The 26265-nt window shown below is 68.4% G+C and carries 22 protein-coding genes; 12 read left to right on the forward strand and 10 right to left on the reverse strand.

The genetic code is table 11. From position 1 onward, the window contains the following. Positions 1–32: 32 nt before the first annotated feature. Positions 33–164 carry a hypothetical protein gene (locus ACJQWL_RS02975; RefSeq protein ID WP_330967776.1) on the reverse strand — a complete coding sequence of 44 codons (132 nt, stop codon included), beginning with the start codon at positions 162–164 and terminating at the stop codon, positions 33–35. Continuing rightward, complete coding sequence (locus tag ACJQWL_RS02980; RefSeq protein WP_330967777.1) at positions 161–490, reverse strand: hypothetical protein; 330 nt, start codon at positions 488–490, stop codon at positions 161–163. The genes ACJQWL_RS02975 and ACJQWL_RS02980 overlap by 4 nt, the downstream gene beginning before the upstream one ends. A gap of 565 nt (positions 491–1055) precedes the next feature. Between ACJQWL_RS02980 and ACJQWL_RS02985 the strand changes: the two genes are divergently transcribed. From ACJQWL_RS02985 to ACJQWL_RS03005, 5 genes are all read left to right on the forward strand, one after another. Continuing rightward, the gene (locus tag ACJQWL_RS02985) at positions 1056–2252 is read left to right on the forward strand and encodes a M23 family metallopeptidase (RefSeq protein WP_330967778.1); all 1197 of its coding nucleotides are present in this window, start codon (positions 1056–1058) and stop codon (positions 2250–2252) included. A 273-nt stretch (positions 2253–2525) separates the two neighbouring features. Further along, positions 2526–3494, forward strand: coding sequence for a 23S rRNA (adenine(1618)-N(6))-methyltransferase RlmF (rlmF, locus tag ACJQWL_RS02990; RefSeq protein ID WP_330967779.1), 969 nt, complete (start codon positions 2526–2528; stop codon positions 3492–3494). Positions 3495–3573: 79 nt separating this feature from the next. Further along, positions 3574–4734: an SPFH domain-containing protein gene (locus ACJQWL_RS02995; RefSeq protein ID WP_330967780.1), complete on the forward strand. Its 1161-nt coding sequence runs from the start codon at positions 3574–3576 to the stop codon at positions 4732–4734. Positions 4735–4753: 19 nt separating this feature from the next. Next, complete coding sequence (locus ACJQWL_RS03000) at positions 4754–6082, forward strand: TFIIB-type zinc ribbon-containing protein (RefSeq protein ID WP_330967781.1); 1329 nt, start codon at positions 4754–4756, stop codon at positions 6080–6082. Continuing rightward, complete coding sequence (locus ACJQWL_RS03005; RefSeq protein ID WP_330967782.1) at positions 6079–6339, forward strand: hypothetical protein; 261 nt, start codon at positions 6079–6081, stop codon at positions 6337–6339. The genes ACJQWL_RS03000 and ACJQWL_RS03005 overlap by 4 nt, the downstream gene beginning before the upstream one ends. A gap of 33 nt (positions 6340–6372) precedes the next feature. On the opposite strand, the gene ACJQWL_RS03010 is transcribed toward ACJQWL_RS03005, so the two are convergent. The 4 genes from ACJQWL_RS03010 to ACJQWL_RS03025 all read right to left on the reverse strand — a co-directional run bounded on the left by ACJQWL_RS03010 (position 6373) and on the right by ACJQWL_RS03025 (position 12022). Next, complete coding sequence (locus tag ACJQWL_RS03010; protein ID WP_330967783.1) at positions 6373–7749, reverse strand: FAD-binding oxidoreductase; 1377 nt, start codon at positions 7747–7749, stop codon at positions 6373–6375. A gap of 207 nt (positions 7750–7956) precedes the next feature. After that, positions 7957–8448 carry a CIA30 family protein gene (locus tag ACJQWL_RS03015; protein ID WP_330967784.1) on the reverse strand — a complete coding sequence of 164 codons (492 nt, stop codon included), beginning with the start codon at positions 8446–8448 and terminating at the stop codon, positions 7957–7959. A 69-nt stretch (positions 8449–8517) separates the two neighbouring features. Next, positions 8518–10455, reverse strand: a complete 1938-nt coding sequence (locus ACJQWL_RS03020) for a putative bifunctional diguanylate cyclase/phosphodiesterase (protein WP_411300687.1) — start codon at positions 10453–10455, stop codon at positions 8518–8520. 274 nt (positions 10456–10729) lie between these two features. Then, a complete protein-coding gene (locus ACJQWL_RS03025) occupies positions 10730–12022 on the reverse strand; it encodes an MFS transporter (protein ID WP_330967830.1) in 1293 nt (430 codons plus the stop codon). A 468-nt stretch (positions 12023–12490) separates the two neighbouring features. Between ACJQWL_RS03025 and ACJQWL_RS03030 the strand changes: the two genes are divergently transcribed. The 3 genes from ACJQWL_RS03030 to ACJQWL_RS03040 all read left to right on the forward strand — a co-directional run bounded on the left by ACJQWL_RS03030 (position 12491) and on the right by ACJQWL_RS03040 (position 15221). Further along, positions 12491–13168, forward strand: coding sequence for a TIGR00153 family protein (locus tag ACJQWL_RS03030; RefSeq protein WP_330967786.1), 678 nt, complete (start codon positions 12491–12493; stop codon positions 13166–13168). A gap of 10 nt (positions 13169–13178) precedes the next feature. After that, positions 13179–14426 carry an inorganic phosphate transporter gene (locus ACJQWL_RS03035; protein WP_330967787.1) on the forward strand — a complete coding sequence of 416 codons (1248 nt, stop codon included), beginning with the start codon at positions 13179–13181 and terminating at the stop codon, positions 14424–14426. A gap of 78 nt (positions 14427–14504) precedes the next feature. Further along, the gene (locus ACJQWL_RS03040) at positions 14505–15221 is read left to right on the forward strand and encodes an SIMPL domain-containing protein (protein ID WP_330967788.1); all 717 of its coding nucleotides are present in this window, start codon (positions 14505–14507) and stop codon (positions 15219–15221) included. A gap of 139 nt (positions 15222–15360) precedes the next feature. Here ACJQWL_RS03040 and ACJQWL_RS03045 read toward each other — a convergent pair whose 3' ends face one another. Then, positions 15361–16587, reverse strand: coding sequence for a PilT/PilU family type 4a pilus ATPase (locus ACJQWL_RS03045; protein ID WP_330967789.1), 1227 nt, complete (start codon positions 16585–16587; stop codon positions 15361–15363). A gap of 267 nt (positions 16588–16854) precedes the next feature. On the opposite strand from ACJQWL_RS03045, the gene ACJQWL_RS03050 reads away from it, so the two are divergent. Continuing rightward, positions 16855–17595 (forward strand): DNA-formamidopyrimidine glycosylase family protein, encoded by a 741-nt coding sequence (locus tag ACJQWL_RS03050; protein WP_330967790.1) that lies wholly within the window; start codon positions 16855–16857, stop codon positions 17593–17595. 44 nt (positions 17596–17639) lie between these two features. Here ACJQWL_RS03050 and ACJQWL_RS03055 read toward each other — a convergent pair whose 3' ends face one another. After that, positions 17640–20315: an excinuclease ABC subunit UvrA gene (locus tag ACJQWL_RS03055; protein ID WP_330967791.1), complete on the reverse strand. Its 2676-nt coding sequence runs from the start codon at positions 20313–20315 to the stop codon at positions 17640–17642. 249 nt (positions 20316–20564) lie between these two features. On the opposite strand from ACJQWL_RS03055, the gene ACJQWL_RS03060 reads away from it, so the two are divergent. Then, complete coding sequence (locus tag ACJQWL_RS03060; RefSeq protein ID WP_330967792.1) at positions 20565–20996, forward strand: DoxX family protein; 432 nt, start codon at positions 20565–20567, stop codon at positions 20994–20996. 32 nt (positions 20997–21028) lie between these two features. Here the strand turns inward: ACJQWL_RS03060 and ACJQWL_RS03065 are convergent, their stop codons facing one another. Next, on the reverse strand, positions 21029–21409 hold the full coding sequence (locus ACJQWL_RS03065) for a YajD family HNH nuclease (protein WP_441005010.1): 381 nt from the start codon (positions 21407–21409) through the stop codon (positions 21029–21031). A gap of 360 nt (positions 21410–21769) precedes the next feature. On the opposite strand from ACJQWL_RS03065, the gene ACJQWL_RS03070 reads away from it, so the two are divergent. Continuing rightward, entirely contained in the window at positions 21770–22942 is a 1173-nt protein-coding gene (locus ACJQWL_RS03070; protein WP_330967794.1) for a sensor histidine kinase, read from the forward strand. A 79-nt stretch (positions 22943–23021) separates the two neighbouring features. Here the strand turns inward: ACJQWL_RS03070 and ACJQWL_RS03075 are convergent, their stop codons facing one another. Further along, a complete protein-coding gene (locus tag ACJQWL_RS03075) occupies positions 23022–23642 on the reverse strand; it encodes a hypothetical protein (RefSeq protein WP_411300688.1) in 621 nt (206 codons plus the stop codon). Between the two features lie 784 nt (positions 23643–24426). Between ACJQWL_RS03075 and ACJQWL_RS03080 the strand changes: the two genes are divergently transcribed. Next, positions 24427–25842 carry a S41 family peptidase gene (locus ACJQWL_RS03080; RefSeq protein ID WP_330967796.1) on the forward strand — a complete coding sequence of 472 codons (1416 nt, stop codon included), beginning with the start codon at positions 24427–24429 and terminating at the stop codon, positions 25840–25842. Positions 25843–26265 lie beyond the last annotated feature (423 nt).

Below are 26265 nucleotides of genomic sequence, written 5' to 3' on the forward strand. Positions count from 1 at the left end.
CGGCCCGCTGGACCCGGCCCCTGCCGTGGCGGTCAGGCCGCCGCGGCCTGGCGCCGCAACAACGCCCGCACGACGCGCCGGGCGAGCGGGTGCACCACCACCGAAAGAAGCGCGAAGGCACCGGCCCCGGGAAGTGGCAGCACCGCGCCGAAGGTGAACGTCATGCCGAGCACGAAACCCAGCAGGTACTCCGCCGGTAAAGCGGCAACACGACGGCGACCACGAAAAGCGCCTGGAACATCAAAGGGGTCACTGCCTCCAATCCCATCGTGAAGGCCACCGAAAGGCCGACGCCGTAAGCCAGCGCGACCGCCCAGCGCAGCAGCACCGGACCGCCGCGCCGGGCACCATCAGGGGCGACGCTGGGCGCCAGCATGCGCCCGGTTGCGAACCACGCCAGCACCGGCAACACCAGCAGCCCCCTTGCGTTCGATATCGCCGGAAGGTCGCTACGGCCCAACAGGTGATGGCTGCGCACGCCGCCGTCCACGAGCTCCCATCAGGTGCGCCACCACCAACAGCGCTGCGGCGAGCGTCAACAGCACGCGTAGGGGAATCCCGTGTGCCGTCGACATGCGCAGTGTCCATGAGGGCTGGAATACACGGATGGTCGGGCGCGACTGCGGCACGCATGGCCCGGAAGTTGGCGCGCCGCATGGCGGCCATGCGCGCGGTCCTGTGTCCCGGGCTGCCTGTTGCCCGGCCGTCGGCAGATGTGCGCCAGCGGCGAGGCGTCCATCGACGTCATTACCAGCACCCTTGGCACCCATCGGTACCGATTGCTGTCCCGCGCCAACTCGATCGTACGTATCAAAGGGTGGCGTGCCGTATCGGCCGCCCCGGACTCGGACCGATGTCCGGACCACACAGAGGACTGGACCATGCGGAACCCAAGGAAGTACCCGTCAGCGCCGCGCGCAGCCGTGGCAGGTGTTGCCGCTGTACTAGCATCGCTCTCCGTCGGCGCCGCCGGCCAGGATGCACCACAGGAGGAAGAGCTGCGCCGGGGCACGCGCACCACCGTCCAGGACGCCCGCTCCCCCCGCGACGCCCGAATGCGCCCCTCGAGGCAGGGCAGCGCGCAGGCCTGGGCCCGGCATGCCGACGCCACTGCGGGCAACCCGCCCCTGGAGCGCACCGGCCGCAGAAAGCTGGTGGTCGCGCCTGCCGCACCATCCCGGCGGGTCAGGCGGCTGGTGCCTGCGACGGACGTTCCCCAGGGTTACGGGCGCTACTGCTCGGTGTCCTACCCGACGGGTGGCTGGGCCTTCGCCACGTTGAGCCAGGGTGACTCGGATCCGTGTGGTGCACTGCTGGCCTCCTCGCCCGGCGGCACGATCGAGAGGGCGGGACTGTGGGATACGCGTGGAATGAACAACGTTCTCTGGAATTGCAGGCAGGGTCTGGGCATCTATGCCGCCCAGGGCAGTGCCGCCACCGCATTTGCGTACGACGACGCGACCAGCAAGAAGAAGACGCACTGTGTCTTCGTCGTCGCCCCGCAACGCCTGCCGGTTTTCGGGCTGCCTTGGGGCAAGACCGACAGCGGGCAATCCGATCCCAATGCCGACGTAGGCATGCCGTCGGTGTTCAACTTCAACATCTATCGCGAGGACTGGGACGTGACCGAGTTCGGCCAGGTGCAGGAGCCCGGGTGGAACCGTGGCGTGGACCGGCTCGGACGCGGTCGCAGCGTGCGCGAGTCCGCGTACGACTGGAGCATGCCCGCCGGGAAGCCCATCGTGTCCGTCGCACGGGGCCGCGTACTGGCCGCGCGCGACCGGGACGTGACCGCCTTTGGATGCCCTTCGCCGCAGAAGGAAATCTACGTGCAGCACCGCGTGGGCGAGGGCGAGTATGCGGAGGAGTTCGTGACCTACTACGCGCACGTTTCCTCGTTCTCGGTGGAGACGGGCGACATTGTCCAGCGCGGCCAGGAGCTGGGGAAGAACGGAACCACGGGCTGCTCGAGCGGCGATCACCTGCACTTCGGGGTGTGGCGGCTCACCAACCTGTCCGGGCATCGCTTCCATGACTTCCGGTTGCAGGACACCGGCTACGGCGTCAACGGTCTCCGCGGCACCATCGATCCTTTCGGCTGGGCCGCGCCCAGCCACATCGACCCGTGGGCATGGAGGTACTTGAACGGCAATACCTATTGGGACGACTTCGAGAGCACCATTGCGGTAGCCAACCCAGGCGCCTTCAGCATCAATCTGTGGCGCGAGGGCGAGACCCCGCCGTTCGAGTAGCCCGAACGCATGCGCGGGTTTACGTGCACATCCTGCGAGCCCCGCCAGCGATACCTCGACAGCCAATCGGCTGCGAGAAGGCCCCTGCCCGGCCGGCAGGGGCCCTCTCCCGCAATGGAGGGGCGCTGGCCCGCCACCGCCCCGACGGAGGATGCCCGTGCCGGCCCGTCGAGCTGCGGGCGGGCCACCGGCTGGCACCCTTTCCGGCAACATTGGGCGCGTTCCGAGGTACCTTGCCCCACCCTGCCGACCCGCATCGAGCACATCGTTCCAATGACACCCTCGCCACCCACGCGCGCAGGGCCCCGCGCAGGCAGTGCTCCGGGGCGGTCCGGATTGCACCCACGCAATCGGCACCAGGGACGCTACGATTTTTCGCGGCTGGCAGATGCCTGCCCTGCCCTCTCGCAACACCTGGTGACCACGCCCCGCGGCGAGGCGAGCATCCAGTTCAGCGACGCGGCCGCCGTGCGCGAACTCAACCGCGCGATCCTCCGCTGCGACTACGGCATCGCCCACTGGGACCTGCCCGACGGAGCGCTGTGTCCGCCGATCCCCGGCCGCGCCGACTACCTGCACGGACTGGCCGACCTCCTTGCCGGGGCCGCGGACGGCGCGATCCCGCGCGGCACGTCGATACGCGTGCTCGACATCGGCGTCGGGGCCAGCTGCATCTATCCGCTGCTGGGTCATGCCGAGTACGGCTGGCGCTTCGTCGGCTCCGACATCGATGCGACCGCGCTGAAGGTCGCGGCGGCGATCGTTGCCGCCAACGGCCTGGACAAGGCGATCGCGCTACGGCTCCAGCCACGCCGCGGCAATGTGTTCCGCGGCGTCGTGCGCGAGGATGACCGGTTCGATCTCACCCTGTGCAACCCACCCTTCCACGCCTGCGCGGGGGACGCCGCCCGCGCCAACCAGCGCAAGCTGCGCCAGCTCGGCACGCCGGGTGCGCGCCAGCCAGCGGGCCCGCAACTGAATTTCGGCGGACACGCCCACGAGTTGTGGTGCGAAGGCGGCGAAGCCGGGTTCCTGCGGCGCATGGTCGCGGAGAGTGTCGATTTCGGGAACCAGGTGCGCTGGTTCAGCAGCCTGGTCGCCAGGGCCGAACACCTGCCCGGGCTGCGCAGGCAGCTTGGCCAGGCCGGCGCCGTCGCCGTTCGCGAAGCCGGCATGGCACAGGGCAGCAAGCAGAGCCGTTTCGTGGCGTGGACGTTCCAGGGCGCGGTGCCCCTCGACTGACGTCCGCCGTTCCGGCCGGGAATGTATAGTCGCCGCGCATGGTCGGCACGGTGCCCGGCTCGAATCACGGAGTGATGTCATGGGTCTTGTACAGGCGGTGGTTGGCGCGGTCGGCGGTTCGCTCGGCGACCAGTGGAAGGACTTCTACACGGTTCCCGATGGCCTGCCGGCGACGGCGGCGCTGTTCGCCGCGGTCCCGCGGGGCACCAATGCCGGGCGCGGGTCCAACACCTCGGGTTCCTCGAACATCATCACCAACGGTTCGAAGATCGTCGTACCCGAGGGGTATGGCCTGCTGCTGTTCCAGGACGGGGCGATTACCGGATTCGCCGCGGAACCGGGCGGTTACGAATGGCGATCGGAGCACCTTGACTCGCAGTCGATCTTCGCCGGCGACGGCATCGTCTCGCCGCTCATCAAGCAGAGCTGGGAGCGCTTCAAGTTCGGCGGCCAGCCCGGTTCGCAGCAGGCCGCCTTCTTCGTATCGTTGAAGGAGCTGCCTGAAAACCGTTTCGGCACGCAATCGGAAATCTACTGGGACGACGGCTTCCTCGGCACCCAGGTCGGCGCGGTCACGCGTGGCTCGTACACGCTGAAGGTCGTCGACCCGATCCTGTTCGTGAAGAACTTCGTGCCGGCGCGTTACCTCCAGCCGGGCCAGGTGTTCGATTTCACCGACCTGGAGAACGCCGCTGCCAGCCAGCTGTTCAACGAAGTGGTGGGCTCGCTTGCGCCGGCTTTCAGCCTGTACACCAACGACCCGGGCAAGGGCAATCGCATCACCAAGCTGCAGCAGGACTCGCTTGGCTTCGCCCGGAGCCTCTCGCAGGCGGTGGAACATGCCTACCAGTGGGAATCCGACCGCGGGCTGGCCATCGTCAAGACCGCCATCGTTTCCATCGAGTACGACGCCAACACCCGCGAACTGCTCAAGACGGTGCAGCGCGCCGACGCCTTGTCGGGCTCGCGTGGCAATTCCAACCTGCAGGCCAGTGTCGCGGCCGGCATGCAGTCGGCCGGCGAAAACAGCGGCGCCGCAGGCATCATGGGCCTTGGCATGGCGTCGGGGATGATGGGTGGCATCGGCAGCCTGCAGCAGCCGGTTGCGCCCGCCGCTCCGGCCGCGCCCGCTGCCGAGGACCCGGTCGCCAAGCTGGGCAAGGCCAAGGAAATGCTCGACCTGGGCCTGATCACCCAGGCCGATTACGACGCCGTCAAGGCCAAGGCACTCGGCCTCTGAGCCGGTAGCCCGCCGGACAATGTCGAACCCCAAGACTCCGTCGCCGCCGCCGGTGCAGCCGGCGCCCCCGGTCATCGGCCCGGGCTCGCCACAGGACGTGCCGCCGCCACCGGGAAGCTTCCCGGTGGACCCCGACACGCTGCCCGGGCCGATCCGCGACGAGCTGCGTGCGCCCGACCCGGCCAGCATCGACACCTCCGCTGCCGAGCTGCGCGATGGCCTCAACCGCTGTCCGAAATGCGGTGCCACCGACATCCGCCACAAGCCCGGCAGCGACATGCTGGTCTGCCTGTACTGCCGCAACGAGTGGCACGGGCAACGGGTCGAGGAGGAATTCGGCTTCGGCACCGGCCTGGACGAGCTGGAAGGCACCGTCATCGCGTCGGGCGCGCGGGACATCGAGGCCGATACCGCCAGCCTGATGAGCTTCAAGTGCACCGGGTGCGGTGCCGAAGTAACGGTCAACACCGAGAACGCCATGACGGCGCGCTGCCACTGGTGCCGCCATGTCTTCGGCGTCAACGAACAGGTCGCCAACGGCGCGGTGCCCGACGCGGTGCTGCCCTTCCACATCCGCAAGGACGACGCGGTCGCGCGCATCCGCCAGTTCGTGGACAAGCGGCGGATGTTCGCACTCAAGGCGTTCAAGGAAGAGTTCACCCCCGAGAACGTCATCGGCGTGTACCTGCCCTACATGATCGTCGACGGCAAGGCGAGCGTGGACGTCGTCGGCAAAGGCGAGATCGAGACCCGCCGCTACACCAAGGGAAGTGGCGACCAGAAGAAGACCTATTACGACGCCGACGTCTACCACGTCGAACGGCACGTGGACTTCACGGTCGACGACCTGCCGCTGGAATCCTCCACCGAACGCGGCAACCTGGACACCGGTGCCAACACCAACAACATCATCAACACCATCCTGCCGTTCGACACCAAGAACGCGGTGAAATGGAACGCGTCGTTCCTGTCCGGTTTCAGCTCCGAGAAGCGCGACCGGGACGTCGACCACCTGCACCCGCGCCTGCAGGACCAGCTGCTGTCCATCGCACGGGCCCAGGTCGGCAAATCGGTGGGCCGCTACGACCGCGGCGTGCGCTGGGAGCAGGAAGGTCTGGACGTGCACGGTACGCGCTGGGTGTCGATGTACCTGCCCGTCTGGCTGTACTCGTACCACCAGCGCGGCGGCAACGGCGGCGGGATGCTGCATTACATCGCGGTGAACGGCCGCACCGGTGAGACCATGGGCAGCGTGCCGGTCCAGCAGTGGAAGCTGCTGCTGGCCGCGCTCAGCGTCGGCACCTTCATCGAATCCCTGGCGATCGCATTCCTGGTGGTGGCGTCATGAGCGACGACGGCGGACTCTGGCTTCTCGCCCTCGGCCCGGCCGGTGCGGTCGCGCTGTACTGGGGCCTGTACCGGTTCTACCGCAACACCGACAAGTCGCACGCCTTCGAGCACGAAACCGACGTCGTGGCGAAACCGGTCACCGGCAGTGACCGCAAGATCGACACGGTCCAGGGCACGCGGCGCGCGAGCATCGAAGGCGACAACGTGCGCCAGTACCGCAAGCGCGTGGGACGCCTCCGGCGCGACGCCGGGTAGTGCGGTCCGCCTGCCGTCCTTGCAGGCTGCTGCCTAGTTCCGCGTCAGCCGGAACACGTTTACCGGATCAAACCTTTCCTTCAGGTCCTGCAGCCGCTGGTGGTTGCCGGCGTGGGCCACGTCGGTCCGGTCGACCTCGTCGGCATCGGCATAGTTGAAGTAGCTGCCGCCCGTTGAATAGGGCGCCATCGCCTCGTGGAACTCGCGGGTCCAGCCGATGACCGCCTCGTCGTCGGCGGGGTCGGTCCAGCCGGCGAAGATGCTGAAGTTGAACATCGCATCGCGGTGCGGGTATGCGGTGGCGTTGGCGGCGACCCGGTTGATGGCGCCGCCCATAGGCTCGAACCCGCCCAGGGTGAGCGCGCCCGGCAGGGTTTCGATCCGCGCCACCAGGGTGTCGATGGCGGCATCGGCCAGACCCGGCAGGAACTGCGACTTCCAGTAGTAGCGATGGCCGTCGGGCGATCCGGCATCGAAGCTCTTCTGCAGGGTCGTGTAGGCCATCGGCTGCACGGACGCCATCAGCGGCGTGCCGAAGTTCTCCAGCGGCTCCATCAGTGCGGCGCCCTTTGCCGGCTCGCCCGAATAGCAGGCGACCAGTGCAACGGCGGTCCTGCCATGCAGCGCCTCGTCGAAGAGCGGGATGGGTGGGATGTGCGTGAACAGCGCGTAGCAGGACAGCTCGTCCGGCGCCTGCGCGTGGAAGTCGCGATAGAAGCGCAGCACCTTCGCGGCGTCTTCGAAAGGATGGAACACCTGCGCCACCATCAGCTCCGGGCCCAGCGGATGGAGCTGGAATTCGAACGAGGTCACTACCCCGAACTCGCCGCCGCCCCCGCGCAGCGCCCAGAACAGGTCGGGGTTCTCATCCTCGCTGGCATGCACCTGCTTTCCATCCGCCAGCACGATGTCCACGCCAAGCAGGTTGTCCGCCGCCAGGCCGAACGTGCGCGCGAGCATGCCGATGCCCCCACCCAAAGTCAGGCCGGCAACCCCGGTCCGGGAGTCGGTCCCGCCGGTGGTCGCAAGGCCGAAGGCCTGGGTCTCGTGGTCGAGGTCGCCCAGTGTCGCGCCCGGCCCCACCCGGGCCGTGCGCGTGCGCGGGTCGACGCTGACCGTGCGCATCAGCGACAGGTCGATGACCACGCCGCCATCGCATATGGACTTGCCCGCCACGCTATGGCCGCCGCCCCGGGCGGTGCACGGCAGGTCGTGGACGCGCGCGAAATCCACCGCCCGCATCACGTCGGCGGCGCCGGTGCAGCGCACGATGAGCCTCGGCCTGCGGTCGACCATCCCGTTCCAGACCGCGCGCGCGGTGTCGTAACCGGGGTCGCCGGGCTGGATCAGCTCCCCCCGGATTGACGCGGCAAAGTCGTCGATCGTCGAATCATCGAGTTGGGTGCTCACGCGGGTCTCCCCTGACTGGAATGCGTGGGGCCGGGCATGGACACCGGCCGGAACCAACCGGAAAACCAACCGGATTGATCGCCCCATCCTGTTCGCGGCGCCGTGCGCGGTCAACAAGGCGGCGCAATTTCCCCTTGCGTCGCTGTTTCCGATGTCGCGCCGGTGGTGCAGGCATCGGCGCCGGAACGGGGCCCTCATCCATGTCTACTACTCGACCGCAATCCACTCCACCGACAGCGCAAATGCCTCTTCGCGACGGTCCGCGATCAACAGCCCGATCTCCCGAACCCGGGACGGGTCCAGCGGCGGCCCCCGCACCGCGGCGCCCCGTGCCGTGGGCGTCAGCGCCGTCAATGGCACGCGCACTTCGGTCCACTCACCGGGCGGGGTGTCGAACCCGGCGCCATAGGAAACCGGCATGCCGCCGTGGCGTGCGTCGGTGGCCAGGCGCAGCTGGTAGCCACGTCCGTCGCCGCACACCCGGAGCACCACGTCCGTCGCGTCGCTGAGGTCGAACCCGCGACCCACGCTGCGCACCGAGGCAAATCCTCCGTTGTTCGCCAACAACGCGCCGCTGAACTCAAGGCGGCCCTCGACCAGCAGCGGGTCGCCGCTCGAGCCCCCGCCCCTCACCCCGTCGTTGAGCGCGATCCAGCGGGGCTCAAGCGGACTGTCGTCGAACTGCACCAATGTGCGCACGGCGGACGCCGGGAGTGCGTGGGTCTGGAGCGTGGGCGAACCGGCCCCTGCTCCCCGGCCTGCGGGCTATCAGGCAGCAACCCCGACGTCGGTGGGACCTGCCCGGACAGGGGCGGGCGATCCGAGCATGCGACATATCTCATCGTTGTTCACCGCCTTCCCGTAGAGCCAGCCCTGCATGCGATGCACGCCGATGCCCATCAGGGCCTGCTGCTGCATTCCCAGCTCCACCCCTTCGGCAATCACGCCGATCCGGAACGCGGCAGCCAGGCTGACCACGGCCTGGATGATGGCCAGGTCGGCCGTGTTGTCGGGCAGGCCTTGCACGAAGCTGCCATCGATCTTCAATACATCGATGGGAAAGCGCTTGAGGTAGACCAGCGAGGCATAGCCGGTGCCGAAGTCGTCGATCGCCACCTGCACGCCCATGTCGTGCAGTTCCGTGAGGATGTCCATCGCCCGTTCGATATCGCGCATCAGCGTGGTTTCGGTGAGCTCCAGGCACAACCGCGCGGGTTCCAGCCCGGAGGCAAGCAGCGCCTCTTGCACATCGTCAGTCAACCCCGGCTCGTCGAACTGCCGGGCCGACACGTTCACCCTCACCATGAACGCGCGACCCTCCCCGTCGAGTGGCCACCCGGCGGCGTCGAGGCACGCCTGCCGCAGCACCCAGCTGCCCACGGCCAGCATCAACCGCGACGGCTCCAGCACGCCCATGAATTCGCCCGCCACCACCAGCCGGTCGCCCACGCGCCAGCGCAGCAGCGCCTCGGCGGCCACCCACTGCCCGGCCATCGTGTCGTACTCGGGCTGGTAGTGGAGTTCGAACTCGCCCTTGGCGAAGCCGTCGCGCAGCGCACGCTCAATATGCATGCCTTCGACCAGCGAGGCATGGTGCCGGGAGTCATAGATGGCGTAACCGAAGCGCTCGCTGGTGCATACCCGGGCGGCGGTCTCCCTGCCCTGTTGCAACAGCCCAGCCGCATCGTGGCTACCCTTCTGGTCGGCCAGGGCAATTCCGATCGTGGCCCCGGGATCCACCGCGAGATTGTTCCAGTCAAGGGACTGGAGGGCCGCAAGGATCGACTCCGCCAATCCGACGACGGTGCTCTTTTCCGGCCGAGTGGTCACGAGGAAGCTGAAGCCGTTGGAGTCGATCCTTGCCAGTTCGATGCCGTCGCCGGTGAAGGAACGCAGCAGCCCCGCGATGCGGACCAGGATCTCGTCTGCAGTTGGGGCCCCGGCCATCCAGGCCTCGCCTCCCGTCGGGTCCACCTGCACATGCACCACCGCCAGGACTTCGCCCTTGCGAAGCGTGTTGCCGAGCAGCCGCTGCCGGATCAGCTCTGTCATGTAGTGGCGATTGGGCAGCCCGGTCGCGGCATCGTGCAATCGCAGGTGTTCCACCTCGGCCTCGGCGCGGCGGCGGCGTGCGATCTCGAAGGCCATGGCCACGTAGTCACCCATGCTTGCGGCGAACGTGGTCTCCTCGCGCGACCACTGACGCACGCGAAGGATGCTCTCGTGGCAGATGACGCCCTGCAGATCGCCCCCGACGAACGCGGGGGCATCGAGCACTGCATGGATGCGATGGCGTTGCAGGTAGTCGCGCAACGCGAGGTGGGAGCTCGCCAGGTCGGATGCAGCCTCCATCTCGGCCGATTCGAAGGTGCGGACATCCTCCAGCGCGGCGATGTAGTCATCGCCCTCCAGCGACAGCGTCTCAAGCGACTCGGGTGAAGCGAACTGCCCGGTTTGTGCGTCGTACGCACTCAGGCAGCCCAGCCGGCACTCGGCGGCCTCGTACTTCCACACGCTTACACGTTCGATCTGCAACGCCTCGGCCGCTGTCTGGCATATGGAGTCGATGGCAGTTTCGAAAGTGCAATCGGGATGCCATACCGCACGGGTGAGTGCCACCAGGGCCCGGGTGAACCGTTCGCTGGCCGTGGCTTCCGCCGGCTGGAGGAGGTAGGGCGGAACCGACTTCAACACCGGCGTCATCATCGCCACACCCCTGGCAGCCAGGTTCCGGGATCAGTTTCTCCCTTGTACTCCCTAGTCGGGGGGCAGCGCCACAAGTCCAAATGCGAAGTGCGCTTCAACGCACAAAGCGGGTTGATGCGGCCAGACTCCCTTCGGCGCCGCTTTCCCGCCAACCGAGCCCAGGGGCCGTGCGCCCGAGCCGGGACGAACACACCCGTGCCGACGTTGCAGGGCGTGCGCCCGCGCCGCCGCCGGGCCGCGCTCCTTCAACCACCGAAGCGACTACCGCGAACCGCTATTTGACCCGCTCCCCGGTCGCCAGGCGCACCCCCGGGGCGTAGACGGGCGCAGGACCGATATCCAGGCGCAGGCGCCCGCCCCTGCTGGTCAGTCGCAGGTCGCGGTGGCGAACCAGGTAGACCACCGCGACCGCGGCGGCAAGGATGCCCGACAGCGCACCCACGGCCAGCGCCCAGCGCGCGCCGAATCGATCCACCACCCACCCGACCAGCGGCGCCCCCAGCGGGGTACCTCCCATCACCACGGCGATGCGCAGGGCCAGCACCCGGCCGCGCATGGCGCGTTCGGTGGTCAGCTGCATCATCGAGTTGCTGGCGGTCATGAAGGTCAGCGCCGCCAACCCGACAAAGAACAGCACCACCGCGAACAGCAGCGGCCCGGGCATCACCGCGGCGACCGCCACGCTGAGACCGAATGCCGCTGCCGACACGCCCATCAGCACCACCCCGGGCTCGGGGCGACGCGCGGACAGCAGCGCCCCGCACAGGGTGCCGGCGGCCATCGCCGAGGTCAGCAGGCCGTACTGGCTGGCATCGCCGTCGAACACGGTCACAGACATGGTTGAAATGTAGATGGCGAAGTTGAAGCCGAACGTCCCGATCAGGGCCAGCATCACCATTACCGCCATCAGGTCTGGCCGCCGCGCCACGTAGCCGAATCCCGCCAGCAGGCTGCCCGGGGTGCGCTCGGGCGCGGCTTCGGCATGCAGCTCGCGCACCCGCAGGAACCCTAGCGACGCCAGCACTGCCGCGTAGGAGCCCGCGTTGACCACGAACAGCCAGCCCTCGCCTACCGCCGCGATCAGCAGGCCCGCCACCGCCGGGCCGACCATGCGCGCGGCATTGAACGATGCGGAGTTCAACGCCACCGCGTTGGCCAGGTCGTCGTCGCTGACCAGGTCCGACACGAACGTCTGCCGGACCGGCGCGTCGAACGCGGTGACGCAGCCCAGCAGCAGGGCGAACCCGTACACCTGCCAGAGCTGCACCGCACCGGCCAGGGTCAACAGCCCCAAGCCCAGCGCAAGCAACCCGGCCGCGGCCTGGGTGGCCATCAGCAACTTGCGGCGGTCCCAGTGGTCGGCGACATAGCCGGTGAGCGGCAGCAATAGCAGCGGCGGCCCGAACTGCAGCGCCATCACCATGCCTACCGCCGTGGCGCTGTGGTCGGTGAGCACGGTCAGCACCAGCCAGTCCTGGCCGATGCGCTGCATCCAGGTGCCCACGTTGGACACCAGCGCGCCACCCGCCCAAAGCCGATAGTTGTAGCTGCGCAGCGAGTCGAACATGCCGCTCAAGCGGTATTCCCCGGGCGGCGCTGCTTCATTCTTTCCAAGCGCCTTGCACCTCTCCACCGCGGGTCATGCAGCAGACCGGGCAATGGGCGTGCTGGCGAGGCGGCGATGCGCGCCAGTGGCGGCGCAGGCGGGCCTGGCCGAAGTAACGACGTCCATCGAAAAGCATCGGCGGGTCCGGGGGAGAGAGGGGTACGGTAGACGGGTCGGCGTGAAAACCGGGGGCAGTGCGAACTCTTGCGCACGCGTTCGCATCGCAACGGCAGTCCAGCCGCAGCGCCTGGAGTGTGCGTTCGTATCAAGCCGATCGCGTGCCGCTACGACTGATCGACCTCGCCTCTCCCGGCCCTGCCCGACATGCGCCTGCCCTATTTGCCCGACCCAATCCATCGCGTATTTCGTCGATAATTACAGTTCGATGACAGTCGGCGCGCCTGCCGGCAACCACCCAAGGGACCCCCCATGGCCAAGAGCTTCATCGCCAATCTTTTCGGTCGCTCGCCGGTGCGCCCGTTGCAGAAGCACATCCAGGAAGCGGCCGCCTGTGCGCGCGAGCTCGTGCCGTTCATGGAGGCGGTACTGCGCGCCGACTGGGCCGCGGCGACCGCCTCGCGCGAGCTCATCGTCGCTCGGGAGCAGTCCGCCGACGACCTGAAGAAGGACGTGCGCCTGAACCTGCCCGACAACCTGTGGATGCCGGTGGCGCGCGCCGACCTGCTGGACCTGCTGATGATCCAGGACCGGGTGGCCAATACGGCCAAGGACGTCTCGGGCATCGTGATCGGCCGGCGGATGGCCTTTCCCGCCGAAATCGGCGAGGCGCTGATGAAACTGGTGCGCCGCTGCGTGGATGCGGTGGACCAGGCCGAGCGGAGCGTCCACGAACTGGACGAACTGTTCGAGACCGGCTTCCGCGGGGCTGAGGTGGAACTGGTGGAAGAGATGATCAGCCAGCTCGACGCCATCGAGGACGACACCGACCAGCTGCAGGCCGAGGTCCGCGCCGCGCTGTTCGTGCGCGAGAAGGACCTGCCGCCGGTGGACGTGGTGTTCATGTACCAGGCCATCGAGTGGATCGGTGAGGTCGGCGACTACGCCCAACGCGTGGGCAGCCGCCTGCAGCGCCTGCTGGCCCGCTGAGGACCGACGCATGGATCAGATGACCCTCTATATCGTGCTGGCCGCGGTCTTCGGCCTGTACATGGCCTGGGCGATCGGCGCAAACGACGTGGCCAATGCCATGGCCACGTCCACCGGCGCGAAGGCGATCAGTTTCAAGCAGGCGGTGATCATCGCCGCGATATTCGAGTTCGCCGGCGCGGTGCTTGCCGGCGGCAGCGTCACCTCCACCATCCGCAGTGGCATCGTCGATGCCAGCCTGATGGCCGACACGCCGGAACTGATGATCTACGGCATGCTCGGTTCGCTGCTGGCCGCCGCCGTGTGGTTGAACCTGGCCTCCAAGCTGGGCTGGCCGGTGTCGACCACCCATTCCATCATCGGCGCCATCGTCGGCTTCGCTGCCGTCGGCATCGGCATGGAAGCGGTGCAATGGGGCAAGGTCGGCCAGATCGTGATGAGCTGGGTGGTATCGCCGCTGGTCTCGGGCGTCATCGCCTTCTTCATCTTCCGCACCGTGCAGGTGCTGATCCTCGACCGCAGCGATCCCATCGAACGCGCTCGCCGCTACGTGCCGGTCTACATGCTCATCGCCGCCTTCATGGTGGTGATGATGACGCTGACCAAGGGCCTGAAACACATCGGGCTGGACCTGACGACCAACCAGAACCTGGCGATTGCCACCGTGATCTCGATCGCGGTCGCGGTGGCGGGCAAGCTGATCATCGACCGCATCAGGGTCGATCCCGCCGCCGATCTCAAGTTCCGGTTCGCCACCGTCGAACGCATCTTCGGCGTGTTGATGGTGATCACCGCCTGCTCGATGGCGTTCGCGCACGGTTCCAACGACGTCGCCAACGCGGTGGGACCGGTGTCGGCGGTGATCTCCGTCGCCACCACGGGCATGGTGGAGGGCCAGTCGGCGGTCTCGCCGTGGGTGCTGCTATTGGGCGGCGGTGGCATCGTGCTGGGCCTGGCGACCTATGGCCGCAAGGTCATGCAGACCGTGGGCACGCAGATCACCGCACTCACCCCCAGCCGCGGCTTTGCAGCGGAAATGTCGGCGGCCAGCACCATCGTGCTCGCTTCCAGCACCGGCCTGCCGATCTCGACCACGCACACCCTGGTCGGCGCCGTCCTCGGCGTCGGAATGGCGCGCGGCATCTCGGCGATCAACCTCACCGTGATCCGCAACATCTTCCTGTCGTGGCTGATCACCGTCCCCGCCGGCGCGGTGCTTTCGGTGATCTTCTTCTTCATCCTGAGGGCAGTGCTCTAGAAGCCGCCCCCCCCGTAGCGGGCAGTCTGCGCGTCGCTGACTGTCAAAGGCAGCACCACCCACCAGATGGAGCCCCCGATGCGCAAACGGTTCTTCGCAGCAGCCCTTCCGCTCACGCTTGCCTCTGCCGCCGCCATCGCCGGCACCCCCTTGCCCGATGGGCCGCACGTAGTCGTGCAGGGCGAGGGGAAAGTCAGCGTTGCGCCGGACGCGGCGGTCGTCACCATGGTGGCGCGGCATCGCGCAGGGAATCCAGGCGAGGCCAAGCGCGTGGTCGATAGCGCGGTCAGCGCGCTTCTTGAGGCCGCTCCCGGATTCGAAATCGCCCCGGACGACATCACCGCCTCGGACCTCGCTTTGCGCGAGGCCATCGACTACGACGACAGCGATCGGCCACTGCCTCCGGCCCATGTCGCCAGCCGGGAAGTGAAAGTCAGGATCGACGACCTCGACAGGCTCGGGGCCTACATGGACGCGGCACTGTCCGCCGGCTTCACGGATGTCTCGGACGTGAGCTTCAAGTCCAGCAACGAGGCCGCGTTGCGCGAACAAGCGCGTGCCCGGGCCGTCGCGGAAGTCCGTGAGAAAGCCGAAGGGTTGGCGATCGCGTTCGGCGGCACGCTCGGGCCGGTGTACAGCATCAACAGCGTCAATTCGACCCAGGCGCACGGTTACGGAAACACCACCCTCGACCGCGTCCAGGTCACCGGCTCACGCCTGGAAGGCGGACGCTATCTGCAACCGACTCTAGACTTCACCGAACGCGTATCGGCCGTTTTCGGTATCTCCCGCTGACCTCGACTCCCTGGCACCAGCGACCTTCTTGAACCCGCGGATGGGGCGCCAGCGAAGTCCCGGGCAGCCCATCGCGAGCGCATCGCGCACCTGGCCGATGGCACCGCCCAACCCGGACGCACTCCGTCGCCTCGCCGGACTACTCCCCCCTGCCCCGCTGTCCCGGCTGAGCGTCGAATGCAGCGCTTCGGAAGATCGCGCCGCGTTGCGACAGCTGCTCGGGTGATTCCGGCCGGCCGTCGGCACCGAGGCCGTCGATACTCGCGCCCTCGAGTGCATCCCTATGGCCACCCATGGGGTGCGGGCCTTCCAGCCTGATGCGCAGGCCCAGGTCGGTGCGCGAGTCGGCGTGGTCCATGGCCTCGTCGTAGCTGACCCGGCCCGCGGCATAGAGCGCGTAGATCGACTCGTCGAAGGTGACCATCCCCAGCTCGGAGCTCTGCTTCATCGCATCCCGGATCGCGGCGATCTCGCCCTTCTCGATCAGCTCGGCGACGAACGGGCTCGAGAGCAGGATCTCAACTGCCGGCAGCCGCCGGCCATCGACGCCGCGCAACAGCCGCTGAGAGATCACCGCCTTGAGGTTGAGCGAGAGGTCGACCAGCAGCTGGTGGTGGGCGGTATCGGGGAAGAAGTTGATGACGCGGTCCAGCGCCTGGTTGGCGTTGTTGGCATGCATCGTTGCCAGGCACAGGTGGCCGGTCTCTGCATACGCGATGGCCGCCTGCATGGTTTCCTGGTCGCGGACCTCGCCGATCATCAGTACATCGGGCGCCTCGCGCATCGTGTTGCGCAGGGCGTTGGCATAGCTCCTGGTGTCCAGCCCCACCTCGCGCTGGTCGACAATCGATTTCTTGTGCGTGTGGATGTACTCGATCGGGTCCTCAACGGTCAGCACGTGCACCGCCTGTTGTGTGTTGAGGTAGTCGATCATCGAGGCCAGCGTGGTGGATTTGCCCGAGCCCGCCGCACCGACCACCAGCACCAGCCCGCGCGGCACCACCGCCAGGTCGTGCAGCAGCGCCGGCAGGTTCAATTCCTCCAGGGACGGGATGCGACTGGTGATGTAGCGGATGGCGATTGCGGGGTTGCCGCGCTGGCGGTAGATGTTGAAGCGGAAGCGTCCGACGTCGGGCATGTCGATGGCCAGGTTCATCTCCATCGTCTCGTCGAACTCTTTTTGCTGCCGTTCGCTCATGGCCTGCAGCGCCAGCGCGTTCACGGCGTCCACCCTCAGTGGCGTGTCGCCCAGCGGGGTGATGGCCCCATCTATCTTCAGCGCGGGTGGTGCGCCCACCGAGAAGAAGAGGTCGGATGCCCCGGTCTCCACCATCTTGCGCAAGTAGTCGAGCAGTTCGGCGTTCATCTGGCGGTTCCTCGCCGCCTGTCGGCGGCCGCTGGGGGACCGGATCCGGTCCGTGTCGCAGGCAGGATGCGAATCGCGTCTGCGTGACTCCAGCTTAGGCCCCCTGCCACCTGCGGGGGTTTGATCTGGATCAATCCGCTAGAGGGAACGGAAACCCGCCCCGGTGCCGGACATGCCACCGTCGTGACCCTCTTCCGGGCCCCACCCCAACCACGCATGCCTCCGCGATTGACGCCTGCCTCATCGTGCCGCCGCGATGCTCCGGCCATGCCCGAAGGACCTTCGATCATCATCCTGCGCGAGGCGGCGGCGAAGTTCGCCGGGCGCCGGGTGCTGCGCGTGTCGGGCAACTCCAGGCAGGACATCGACCGGCTGCGCAACAAGACGCTGAAGGCGGTGCGCAGCTGGGGCAAGCATGTACTGCTGGAGTTCAACGGCTTCAGCGTGCGCATCCACCTGCTGCTGTTCGGCAGCTACCGCATCAACGAGGGCAAGGACACGCCGCCGCGGCTGTCGCTTGGCTTCAGCAAGGGCGAGGTGCTGAACTTCTATGCGTGCTCGGTCAAGTTCCTGGAAGGGGACCTGGACGATCACTACGACTGGACCGTCGACGTCATGGGTGACGCCTGGGACCCGGCCGGCGCGCGCCGCAGGCTGCGGGCGCGTCCGGACGCACTGGTGGCGGACGCCCTGCTGGACCAGGACCTGTTCGCGGGCGTCGGCAACATCATCAAGAACGAAGTGCTCCACCGCATCCGCGTGCACCCGGAGAGCCGGGCCGGCGACCTGCCGCCGCGCAAGCTGGCTGAACTGGTGGCGCAGGCGCGCGAGTACAGCTTCGACTTCTACCGCTGGAAGAAGGCCTACGTGCTGCGCAAGAACTACCAGGTGCACACCCGGCAGTTCTGCCCACGGGACGGTACCCGCCTGAGCTATCGGAAGCAGCTGGGCCGGGCGAAGCGGCGGGCGTTCTGGTGTGAGGTGTGCCAGCGGCGGTACGCGCAGTGAGGTGAATTCGCGGCGGGGCACTCGGCGTCGTGACCGCCCACGGGTCAGTGCGCCAAGGCCGCCGCCAGGTACCCCGCCGTCCGGCTCGCCCGAACCTTGGCTACCTCTGCCGGCCGGCCCTGGGCCACGATCCTCCCACCCCGCTCCCCCGCACCCGGCCCCATGTCGATCACCCAGTCGGCCTGGGCGACGACACGCATCTCGTGTTCGATCACCACCACGGTGTTGCCCGCTTCGACAAGACGGTGCAGCTGCAGCATCAGGCGGTCGACGTCGGCGGCGTGCAGGCCCGTGGTGGGCTCGTCCAGGACGTACAGGCTGCGGCCACGCTGGCTACGCTGCAGCTCGTTGGCCAGCTTGATGCGCTGTGCCTCGCCGCCGGACAGCTCGGTGGCCGGCTGGCCCAGGCGCAGGTCGCCCAGGCCGATCTCGCGCAGCAGGTGCAGCGGGCGCGCGACCGCACCTTCGTCGGCAAAGAAGTCGCCGGCCTGCTCCACCGTCATGCCCAGCACCTCGGCGATGTTGCGGCCGTTCCACCGTACCTGCAGCGTGGCCTCGTTGTAGCGGGCGCCATGGCAGCTGGGGCACGGGGCGTGGACGCTGGCCATGAACAGCAGTTCGACGCTGACCACGCCTTCGCCCTCGCAGGTGTCGCAGCGGCCCTTCGCGACGTTGAACGAGAACCGCCCGGCGTCGAAGCGGCGTCGGCGCGCGTCCGGCGTGGCGGCGAACAGCTTTCGCACGTGGTCGAACAGGCCGGTGTAGGTGGCCAGGTTGGAGCGCGGGGTGCGGCCGATCGGCTTCTGGTCGACCTGCACCAACCGCTGCACCGCATCGACGTCGCCGCCCAGGTGGCCATGCGTGCGTTCAATGGCCGTCGGCGCGTCCGGGGTGTCGTCGTCGCTGTCCTCGGGCACGTGGCCCAGGTGCAGGCGGACGAGTTCGGCCAGTGCCTGCGCGACCAGGCTGGACTTGCCCGAGCCGGAGACGCCGGTGACCGCGGTAAGCACGGCCAGCGGGATGCGCGCGTCCAGCCCGTGCAGGTTGTGGCGGTGCAGGCCGCGCAGCTCCAGCCAGTTCGACGTCGCGCGCTCGATGCTGGCCGGCGCGGGCGTGGTGCCGAACAGGTAGTGCGCGGTGCGGGACTCCTTGACCTTGGCCAGCCCGGCCGGCGGGCCGCTGTAGAGCACCTGGCCGCCGCGCTCGCCGGCCTCGGGGCCGACGTCCACCAGCCACTGCGCGCGGCGCATCAGTTCCAGGTCGTGCTCGACCACGAACACCGAGTTGCCGGCGTCGCGCAGTTCCTCCAGCGCGTCGTACAGCGCCTGGCTGTCGGCCGGGTGCAGGCCGGCGGACGGTTCGTCCAGCACGTACACGACGCCGAACAGGTGCGATTGCAGCTGCGTGGCCAGCCGCAGGCGCTGCAACTCGCCGGGCGACAGGGTCGGTGTGCTGCGGTCCATGGACAGGTAGCCCAGCCCCAGCGCCTGCAGCGTCCGCAGCCGGGCGACGACGCCCTCCGCCAGGCGCTGGGCGGCGATGCGCTTTTCTTCCGACAGGGCCGGGGTGCGGCGCACGTCGGGCGCGGCGGCGTGGGTGGCCTGCCTGGCCACGGCGCGTTTGGCGCGGTCACGCTTCGTCGCGGTGGCGTTGGTGGTGCCCTCGCCCGCGTGGCTGTCGAACACACCGCGCGCGACGGGCTGCAGCAGGTCGACCACCCGGTCCAGCGGCATCCGCGAAAGCTCGCCGATGTCCACGCCGGCGAACGTCACCGACAGCGCCTCGCGCTTGAGCCGCTTGCCGTCGCATTCCGGGCACAGCCGGCCCTCCAGGTAGCGCGACACCCGCTTCTTCATCAGCGCGCTCTGGGTGGTGGCGAAGGTGTGCAGCACGTAGCGCCGCGCGCCGGTGTAGGTGCCCATGTAGCTGGGCTCGGCCTTGCGCCTGAGCGCGGCGCGCGTTTCGGCCGGGGTGAAACCCGCATAGACCGGCACCGTCGGCGTCTCCTCGGTGAACAGGATCCAGTCGCGGTCCTTCCTGGGCAGGTCCTTCCACGGTGTATCCACGTCGTAACCCAGCGTGACCAGGATGTCGCGCAGGTTCTGCCCATGCCACGCCGGCGGCCACGAGGCGATGGCCTTCTCGCGGATGCTCAGCGACGGGTCCGGCACCATCAGCGCCTCGGTGACCTCGTACACGTGGCCCAGCCCGTGACAGCGCGGGCACGCACCCTGCGGGGTGTTGGGCGAGAAGTCCTCCGCGTAGAGCATCGCCTGCCTGTCCGGGTACGCCCCGGCGCGGGAGTACATCATCCGCACCAGGCTCGACAGCGTGGTCACGCTGCCGACGCTGGAGCGCGCGTTGCTGGACCCGCGCTGCTGCTGCAGCGCAATCGCCGGTGGCAAGCCCTCGATGGAATCGACGTCCGGCATGCCGGCCTGGTCGATCAGCCGTCGCGCGTACGGGGCCACGGATTCGAAATAGCGGCGCTGCGCCTTGGCATAGATGGTGCCGAATGCCAGCGACGACTTGCCCGAGCCGGAGACGCCGGAGAACACCACCAGCCGGTCGCGCGGGACATCCACGTCGACCTCCTTCAGGTTGTGCTCGCGCGCGCCGCGCACGCGCACGCAGCCGCTGCCACCGGCGATGGCCGGGGCGCGGCCTGCGGCGGCTCGCTTGCGGGCGGAATGACGCTTGGGTGTGGGTGTACGCGGCATTCGGGGGGCCTGCGGGAAAACGACACGCTAGCCCCGGGGCGTGAACACGGGGTGGGTGAGGCGCGTGCGCCGCCACCGGAGGCGCCGGGCCGGGACGGATCGCTCCGCCGTGACTTGCGGGCCGCGCGTGGCGGGAGTGAAATCGACGACCATCGCGGCGGCTCCACCGTGTCCCGAGCGGTGCCACATGGGAAAGCAACCGGCCCTGGCCCGCAGTTGCCCTCGCTCTTCTTCAGGAGATATCACGACGTGACTCTCAACCTCGACAGGTACTCGCACCTTTCCGACGCCACGCTGATGCTGTTGCGGGTGGTCACCGGCGCCTTCCTCGTGCACGGCACCTGGGACAACGTGACCAGCAGCGAGCGCATGCAGGAGTTCGTCGTCTTCCTCACCCAGAACGGCTTTGCATGGCCGCAGCTGATGGCGCCGCTGTCGGTGTACGCCCAGTCCGCCTGCGGGGGCCTCCTCGTCCTCGGCCTGCTGACCCGCTGGGCCGGGCTGGTGGTCGCCTTCAACTTCGTGGTCGCCGTGGTCATGGTGCACTGGCAGCAGGACTTCCGCGGATGGTGGCCGGCGCTGGTGCTGGTGCTGCTGGGCCTGCATTTCGCCGCACAGGGTGGCGGACGCTACGCGCTGGATGCCGTGCTGGCACGGCGGCGCCCGGGTAGCCGGTCCTAGGCGCCCAGGGCCTGGCGGCCCCCGCCCGGTCGCTAGCCGCCCTTGGGCGGGACCATCCCCAGCAGCGACTTGAGGTCGGCAAACGGGTTGGACGTGGCGGCGGGCGGCGTGTCCTCGGCCGCCAGTGCGCTGACCCCGGTGTAGTCGGTCTGGCGCGAGTGCTCGTTGTCATGGCAGTACACGCACAACAGCTCCCAGTTGCTGCCGTCGGGCGGATTGTCGGAGTGGTTGTGGTTGCGGTGGTGGACCGTCAGCTCGCGCAGGTTGGCGCGGGTGAACTCGCGCGCGCAGCGGCCACAGACCCACGGGTACATCTTCAGCGCACGCTCGCGGTACCCCTGGTCGCGCTGCTCGGCGTTGCGCCGGGCCTCGGCAACGATGCGGTCGAGCTTGGCGTCTTGTGGCGTAGGCATGGTCATGGGGCCCTTGGAGCGGCAGGGGAACGCGCGCCGCTGGCGCAGCCGCAGTATCACCCCGAAGCGAGGGAAACGGAGCATTGGAAAAGCACCGCCGAAGCCGGGAACGCGGCCACGCATCGGGCGTGGACGCGCCACCGCGATGGTCGAGGAACGGCCCCGGCGCTGCGCGGGACCCCGCATGAGCCGGCGACGTGGGGACGGCTCATGCGCCAGACCCTGGCGGCGGGCGACCGCGCCTGCGCCCGCCGCTGCCCAACCCGGATTTGAGCGATCTTTCACGCGGCGCTGCTAATTTCCGCAGCCTGTCGCCAGCAGTACGAGGCGGCAGCAACTTCCAGGGATGCGGGGAGCGCCATGCGGCTGTCAGAGTTCATCAACGACTACATGGACCGGATCCTGGCCGAGTGGGACAGGCACGCACTGACAATGACGCCGGCCGCCGACGCCATGTCGCTGAAGGCGCTCCGCAACCACGCCGAGCAAATGCTGCGCGCGGTGGCAGTGGACATCGAGACGCGGCAGACCGAAGGCGAGCAACGCACGAAATCGCTCGGCGGTGCGGACGATCCCGACCCCACCAGCCCGGCCAACGTGCATGGAACGATGCGACACGCATCGGACTTCACCCTGATGCAGCTGAATTCCGAATTCCGTGCGCTGCGGGCCAGCGTGCTGCACCTGTGGCGCGAGCAGCACGGGGCGATGCCGGAGAGCGTGCTGGACGAGGTCATGCGCTTCAACGAAGCCATCGACCAGGCGCTGGCGGAGTCGATCCTGACCTTCTCCGAGCGCGCGGACCATGCCCGCGACATGTTCGACGCGATCCTCGGCCACGACCTGCGCGGGCCGCTGTCATCGATGACAGCCGCCGGCGAAATCCTGACGCGTACCCAGCTGCGCGAAGACAAGGCAGTGGAACTGGGCCACCGGGTCAAACGGGCCGCGCGCTACATGACCGCCATGGTCAACGACCTGCTGGAGTTTGCACGCACGCGACTGGGCGCCGACACGCTGCCGGTTCGCCCGGAAACGGTGAACCTGGCCGAGGTCTGCAGCGAAGCCATCCACGACGCCGCCGCGATGCATCCCGAGTGCGAGTTCGAGCTGGTCCTGGGCACGCGGTTGGAGGCGTGCGTCGATCCCGACCGCGTTCACCAGCTGCTGGTGAACCTGCTGGGCAACGCGGGCCAGCACGGGACCCCCGGGCGGCCCGTCCAGATGCACGTGGCCGGCGACGACACCGACGTCGCGCTCTGCGTGATCAACGAAGGCCGGCAGATACCGGAAGAATCCCTGCAGCGCATTTTCGATCCGATGATGCGACTGAAGCCGGGAGACGATGCGGCCAAGGGCGTGACCGCCAGCCTTGGGCTGGGGCTGCACGTCGCGCGGGAGATCGCGCTGGCCCACGGCGGCTCGATCACCGCCGACAGCAGCGGCGGGCAGAACAAGTTCACCGTCCGCCTGCCGCGGCAAGGACCGGGTCAACGCCAGCACGGCTCGTCGGAACAGGCGGCTACCGCCTGACCCCTGCGGGTGGCATCAGCCGCCAAAGGGTCGACGGCCGGGGCGAGGGGACCCGCTCCGACCCCGGGGCGGTGTCATTTCAGTCGCGCCTGAGGCGGCGCGCTGAGTCGGCCGCGGCCTGCAGGACGCGGACGTACGCCTCCCGGTGCTTCGGCGCCTGGGCGGCCGCGTTCTCCAGCCCCTCCAGATACGCCGCCACGGATGCCGGAGCGTTCCAGAGGTCACCCAGGTCTTTCATCGACGTGGCCACGGCATCACGCAGATGCCAGTCCACGTTCATGCCCTTCTCGGCCTGGTTGGCGAGGTCGATGATGCGCAGCAGGTGCGGCGTTACGAGACCGACGACGGTGGCTCGCGGGGGGGCTTTCATCCATTCAATCCTGGCTTCGGAACGGCCCAAGGTTAACCCGGGAAACCCGGGGCAGAGCCACGCCCGGCCCCTTGGGCCGCCCATGCCGCGAACAGGTCCCTCATGCGTTCGCGCGGCGCGGCTCGCACCGGCGGGTGCTGTGTTCCATGCTTGCCCGGTGCCCCACTGCGCGTTCGATTCCACCGCCGCTTCGTACCAGGCCAGCGGCTGCGGTCTGTCGTCCTGCGTCCAGTACGTGAGGGCGAAGGTGTAGGCGGCCCGGGACGGCCGTCCGCCGTGCTGCCGGACTGATTCGCGCGAGTCGTCAAGTGCTCCGGCGACGTCGCCCATGCCATGGCGGCTCCAGCCGCGGGACCAGCGGATGTGCCGATGTCGCGGCCCGTGCGGACCGGCGGCGTCCAGTGCGGCATCGTAGTCGCGGCGCGCGCGCCGGTGGTCGCCGGCGCGGTCCAGCAGGTAGGCGCGCTGGACCCGTGCTACGTCGTTGCACGGATGGCGCTGCAACTCCTTGTTGAGCAGCTCGCGGTACTTGCCCCCCGGTTGCCGGCGCAGGGCGCAGGGCGCAACGCGACCGCTGCAGGACCGGCGTCGGTGTACACACCCGGCGTTGCGCTTTCGTCGGCTGCCTGCGCCGCGGGCGGCAGGCACGCCAGCAACAGGAGCAGTAGGAGCACAGAACTGGATCGCACGGATCCCCTCCCCGGAAACGGAGCACGGACCGTGCGCCAGACCAGTTCGACTCACGGTGCGCCCCCTGACGACCTGCAGTCTCGGGATGAGGAGCGCTGCACCAGCGAAGAACAGCCATCCCGCCCCGGAGGGGGAGCCCGGAGGCGGACTCGATTCGTTCGGCGCAGTGCATCCAAACGCCCGGCCAGGGGCCTCCAGTCAGTAGGAGCATCGCCATGGGGCAGCGCGAACGACCTGTGGAGGCTGTATGCGAACTGGAATCGTGCTGTTGATGGTGCATAGGGCAGTGGCGATCGAGCCTGCAACACCGTCCGGCGCGCGCCGAGATGTCGAAACTCCGATCCGCGCCGGGGTGGGCGCGACCCGCGGACCGGTCCGGTGACATACTCCGGCCGCTTCGAATACGCGCTGCGAAGGAACCGCCATGCAATTGGATCGCACCCTGGGCTGGGTTCTGGCGGCCGCGATGGGCATTTCGCCCTACGGCCCCGTACCCGCGGACGGGCATGCGCCGGACGCAAGCTTCGACGGTGTCTGGCACCAGCGGGGCTACGGCAGGCTTCTTGAGATCCGCGGCGCGCGGGCGAAGGTGTTCGATTCCAACTCCGTCGAGTGCCATGCATCGGTCGAAGAGCCCGTCGGCGAGCTCGGTACGCTGGTCAGGGTGGCACCCGGCCGCGTCGAGCTGCGCTACGGCATCAACACGTACCGCCTGGACCGCATCGAGGCCTTGCCGGCGCGCTGCACCACCCCGCCAGCCGATCCGACCGACCCGCTGCTCAACTTCGATTCGTTGTGGGACACGCTCCGCGTCCACTATCCGTTCTTCGAACGTCGCGGGGTCGATTGGCCCGCGCTGCGCAAGAAGTACCGCCCGCGTCTGGCGCCTGACTCGACGGACCCGGTCCTGTTCGACACGCTGGAGGCGATGCTGGGCGAACTGCGGGACGGGCACGTCAAGCTCGAACGGCCCGATACGCTGCCCCACCCTGCCGCAAGCGGTGGGGACCACGGCGAGCCGTCGAACTTCGAGCTTTCGCGCCAGGCCCAGCAGGCGATCCTCGAGCGCCACGTGCGCGACGTCCGGCAGTACAACGCCGGCATCGTGCGCTGGGGCATGGTCGACCCGCGCGTCGGCTACGTGCAGCTCAACAGCATGTTGATGCTCGCCGACTACGGCCTGGAGCCGACCGAGGACCTGCGGGAGTTCTTCGGGCGCTATTTCGCGCATGCCGAAGACCGGATCAACCAGTACCAGGACGAGGTGGAAGGTGCGCGCAACCTCGTCGGGAGGATGTTGGCGGATCTCGGCGATGCTGATTCCATCATCCTCGACCTGCGCTTCAATGGCGGCGGCAAGGATGGTGCAGCACTCGAGTTCCTGCGCCCATTCGTGGACGCGCCCTACCGGGCATTCAGCAAGGTCGCGCGGGACGCCGACGGCAACGCGTCGCCGAACTGGATCCAGATGACGCCTGCGGCCCGCGGTTTCGACGGCCGCGTCTTCGTGCTGACCAGCCCCGCGACCGCGAGCGCCGCCGAGATCCTGGTGCTGGCGTCGCTTCCGCTGCCCCGCGTCGTGCGCATCGGCAGCGCCACCGAAGGAATCTTCTCCGACTCCCTCGACAAGACCCTGCCCAACGGCTGGGAATACACGCTGTCCAACGAGGTGTACGCAACGCCCGATGGGCGCCTCTTCGAAGGCACCGGGATACCGCCGGATCACGCCATCGCCTATCCGCGCCAAGTGCGTGCGTTCTACCGGCAGGTCATCGAGCAGGCCCCGTCGGGCGATCCCGCAATCGAAATGGCACTGCGAATCGCTCACGAGAATCGGTAGGGAAGACGTCTCCGTCCACCCGAGAAGCTGCGAATCGGGGTACGCCAGGAGAGCTCCGGACGCGCCGTCATCTGCTGCCGCCCGCATCGCTTGCCTATCGGTACGCGCTCGGACTGGAGGGTCGCCGTTTTATCTGTTCCCTTGGATCGCGCCGGGATTCACCGCGTCGCCGACCCTGGTTATCCGCCGTCGATACTGCAGAGCGTCCGCCCGGCGGAGTCAAGCGCGAGGTCGTAGTCGCATCGTGCGCGCCCACGGTCACCGGCCCGGTCGAACAGACTGGCGCGCCTGACCCGCAGCAGCAAATTGCGCGGATGGCGCTGGAACTCCGTCGCGAGGAGCTCGCGGCACTTGCCCGGCTCCGGGGCACGGTATGCGACGCGACCGTCGCGGGATCGGCGTGGGTGTAACCCCGGCGCGACC

Source organism: Novilysobacter viscosus (assembly GCF_046600715.1).
In the GTDB taxonomy this organism is placed as follows: Bacteria; Pseudomonadota; Gammaproteobacteria; order Xanthomonadales; family Xanthomonadaceae; genus Lysobacter_C; species Lysobacter_C viscosus.

Coding starts and splice junctions, on each gene's coding strand:
- ACJQWL_RS03025 (WP_330967830.1), bottom strand. CDS start 12,022: ATGTTCGACTCGCTGCGCAGCTACAACTATCGGCTTTGGGCGGGTGGC.
- ACJQWL_RS03005 (WP_330967782.1), top strand. CDS start 6,079: ATGAGCGACGACGGCGGACTCTGGCTTCTCGCCCTCGGCCCGGCCGGT.
- ACJQWL_RS03050 (WP_330967790.1), top strand. CDS start 16,855: ATGCCCGAAGGACCTTCGATCATCATCCTGCGCGAGGCGGCGGCGAAG.
- ACJQWL_RS03070 (WP_330967794.1), top strand. CDS start 21,770: ATGCGGCTGTCAGAGTTCATCAACGACTACATGGACCGGATCCTGGCC.
- ACJQWL_RS02975 (WP_330967776.1), bottom strand. CDS start 164: ATGACGTTCACCTTCGGCGCGGTGCTGCCACTTCCCGGGGCCGGTGCC.
- ACJQWL_RS03030 (WP_330967786.1), top strand. CDS start 12,491: ATGGCCAAGAGCTTCATCGCCAATCTTTTCGGTCGCTCGCCGGTGCGC.
- ACJQWL_RS02995 (WP_330967780.1), top strand. CDS start 3,574: ATGGGTCTTGTACAGGCGGTGGTTGGCGCGGTCGGCGGTTCGCTCGGC.
- ACJQWL_RS03000 (WP_330967781.1), top strand. CDS start 4,754: ATGTCGAACCCCAAGACTCCGTCGCCGCCGCCGGTGCAGCCGGCGCCC.
- ACJQWL_RS03040 (WP_330967788.1), top strand. CDS start 14,505: ATGCGCAAACGGTTCTTCGCAGCAGCCCTTCCGCTCACGCTTGCCTCT.
- ACJQWL_RS02985 (WP_330967778.1), top strand. CDS start 1,056: ATGCGCCCCTCGAGGCAGGGCAGCGCGCAGGCCTGGGCCCGGCATGCC.
- ACJQWL_RS03045 (WP_330967789.1), bottom strand. CDS start 16,587: ATGAACGCCGAACTGCTCGACTACTTGCGCAAGATGGTGGAGACCGGG.
- rlmF (WP_330967779.1), top strand. CDS start 2,526: ATGACACCCTCGCCACCCACGCGCGCAGGGCCCCGCGCAGGCAGTGCT.
- ACJQWL_RS03075 (WP_411300688.1), bottom strand. CDS start 23,642: ATGGGCGACGTCGCCGGAGCACTTGACGACTCGCGCGAATCAGTCCGG.
- ACJQWL_RS03035 (WP_330967787.1), top strand. CDS start 13,179: ATGGATCAGATGACCCTCTATATCGTGCTGGCCGCGGTCTTCGGCCTG.
- ACJQWL_RS03065 (WP_441005010.1), bottom strand. CDS start 21,409: ATGCCTACGCCACAAGACGCCAAGCTCGACCGCATCGTTGCCGAGGCC.
- ACJQWL_RS03055 (WP_330967791.1), bottom strand. CDS start 20,315: ATGCCGCGTACACCCACACCCAAGCGTCATTCCGCCCGCAAGCGAGCC.
- ACJQWL_RS03020 (WP_411300687.1), bottom strand. CDS start 10,455: ATGATGACGCCGGTGTTGAAGTCGGTTCCGCCCTACCTCCTCCAGCCG.
- ACJQWL_RS03080 (WP_330967796.1), top strand. CDS start 24,427: ATGCAATTGGATCGCACCCTGGGCTGGGTTCTGGCGGCCGCGATGGGC.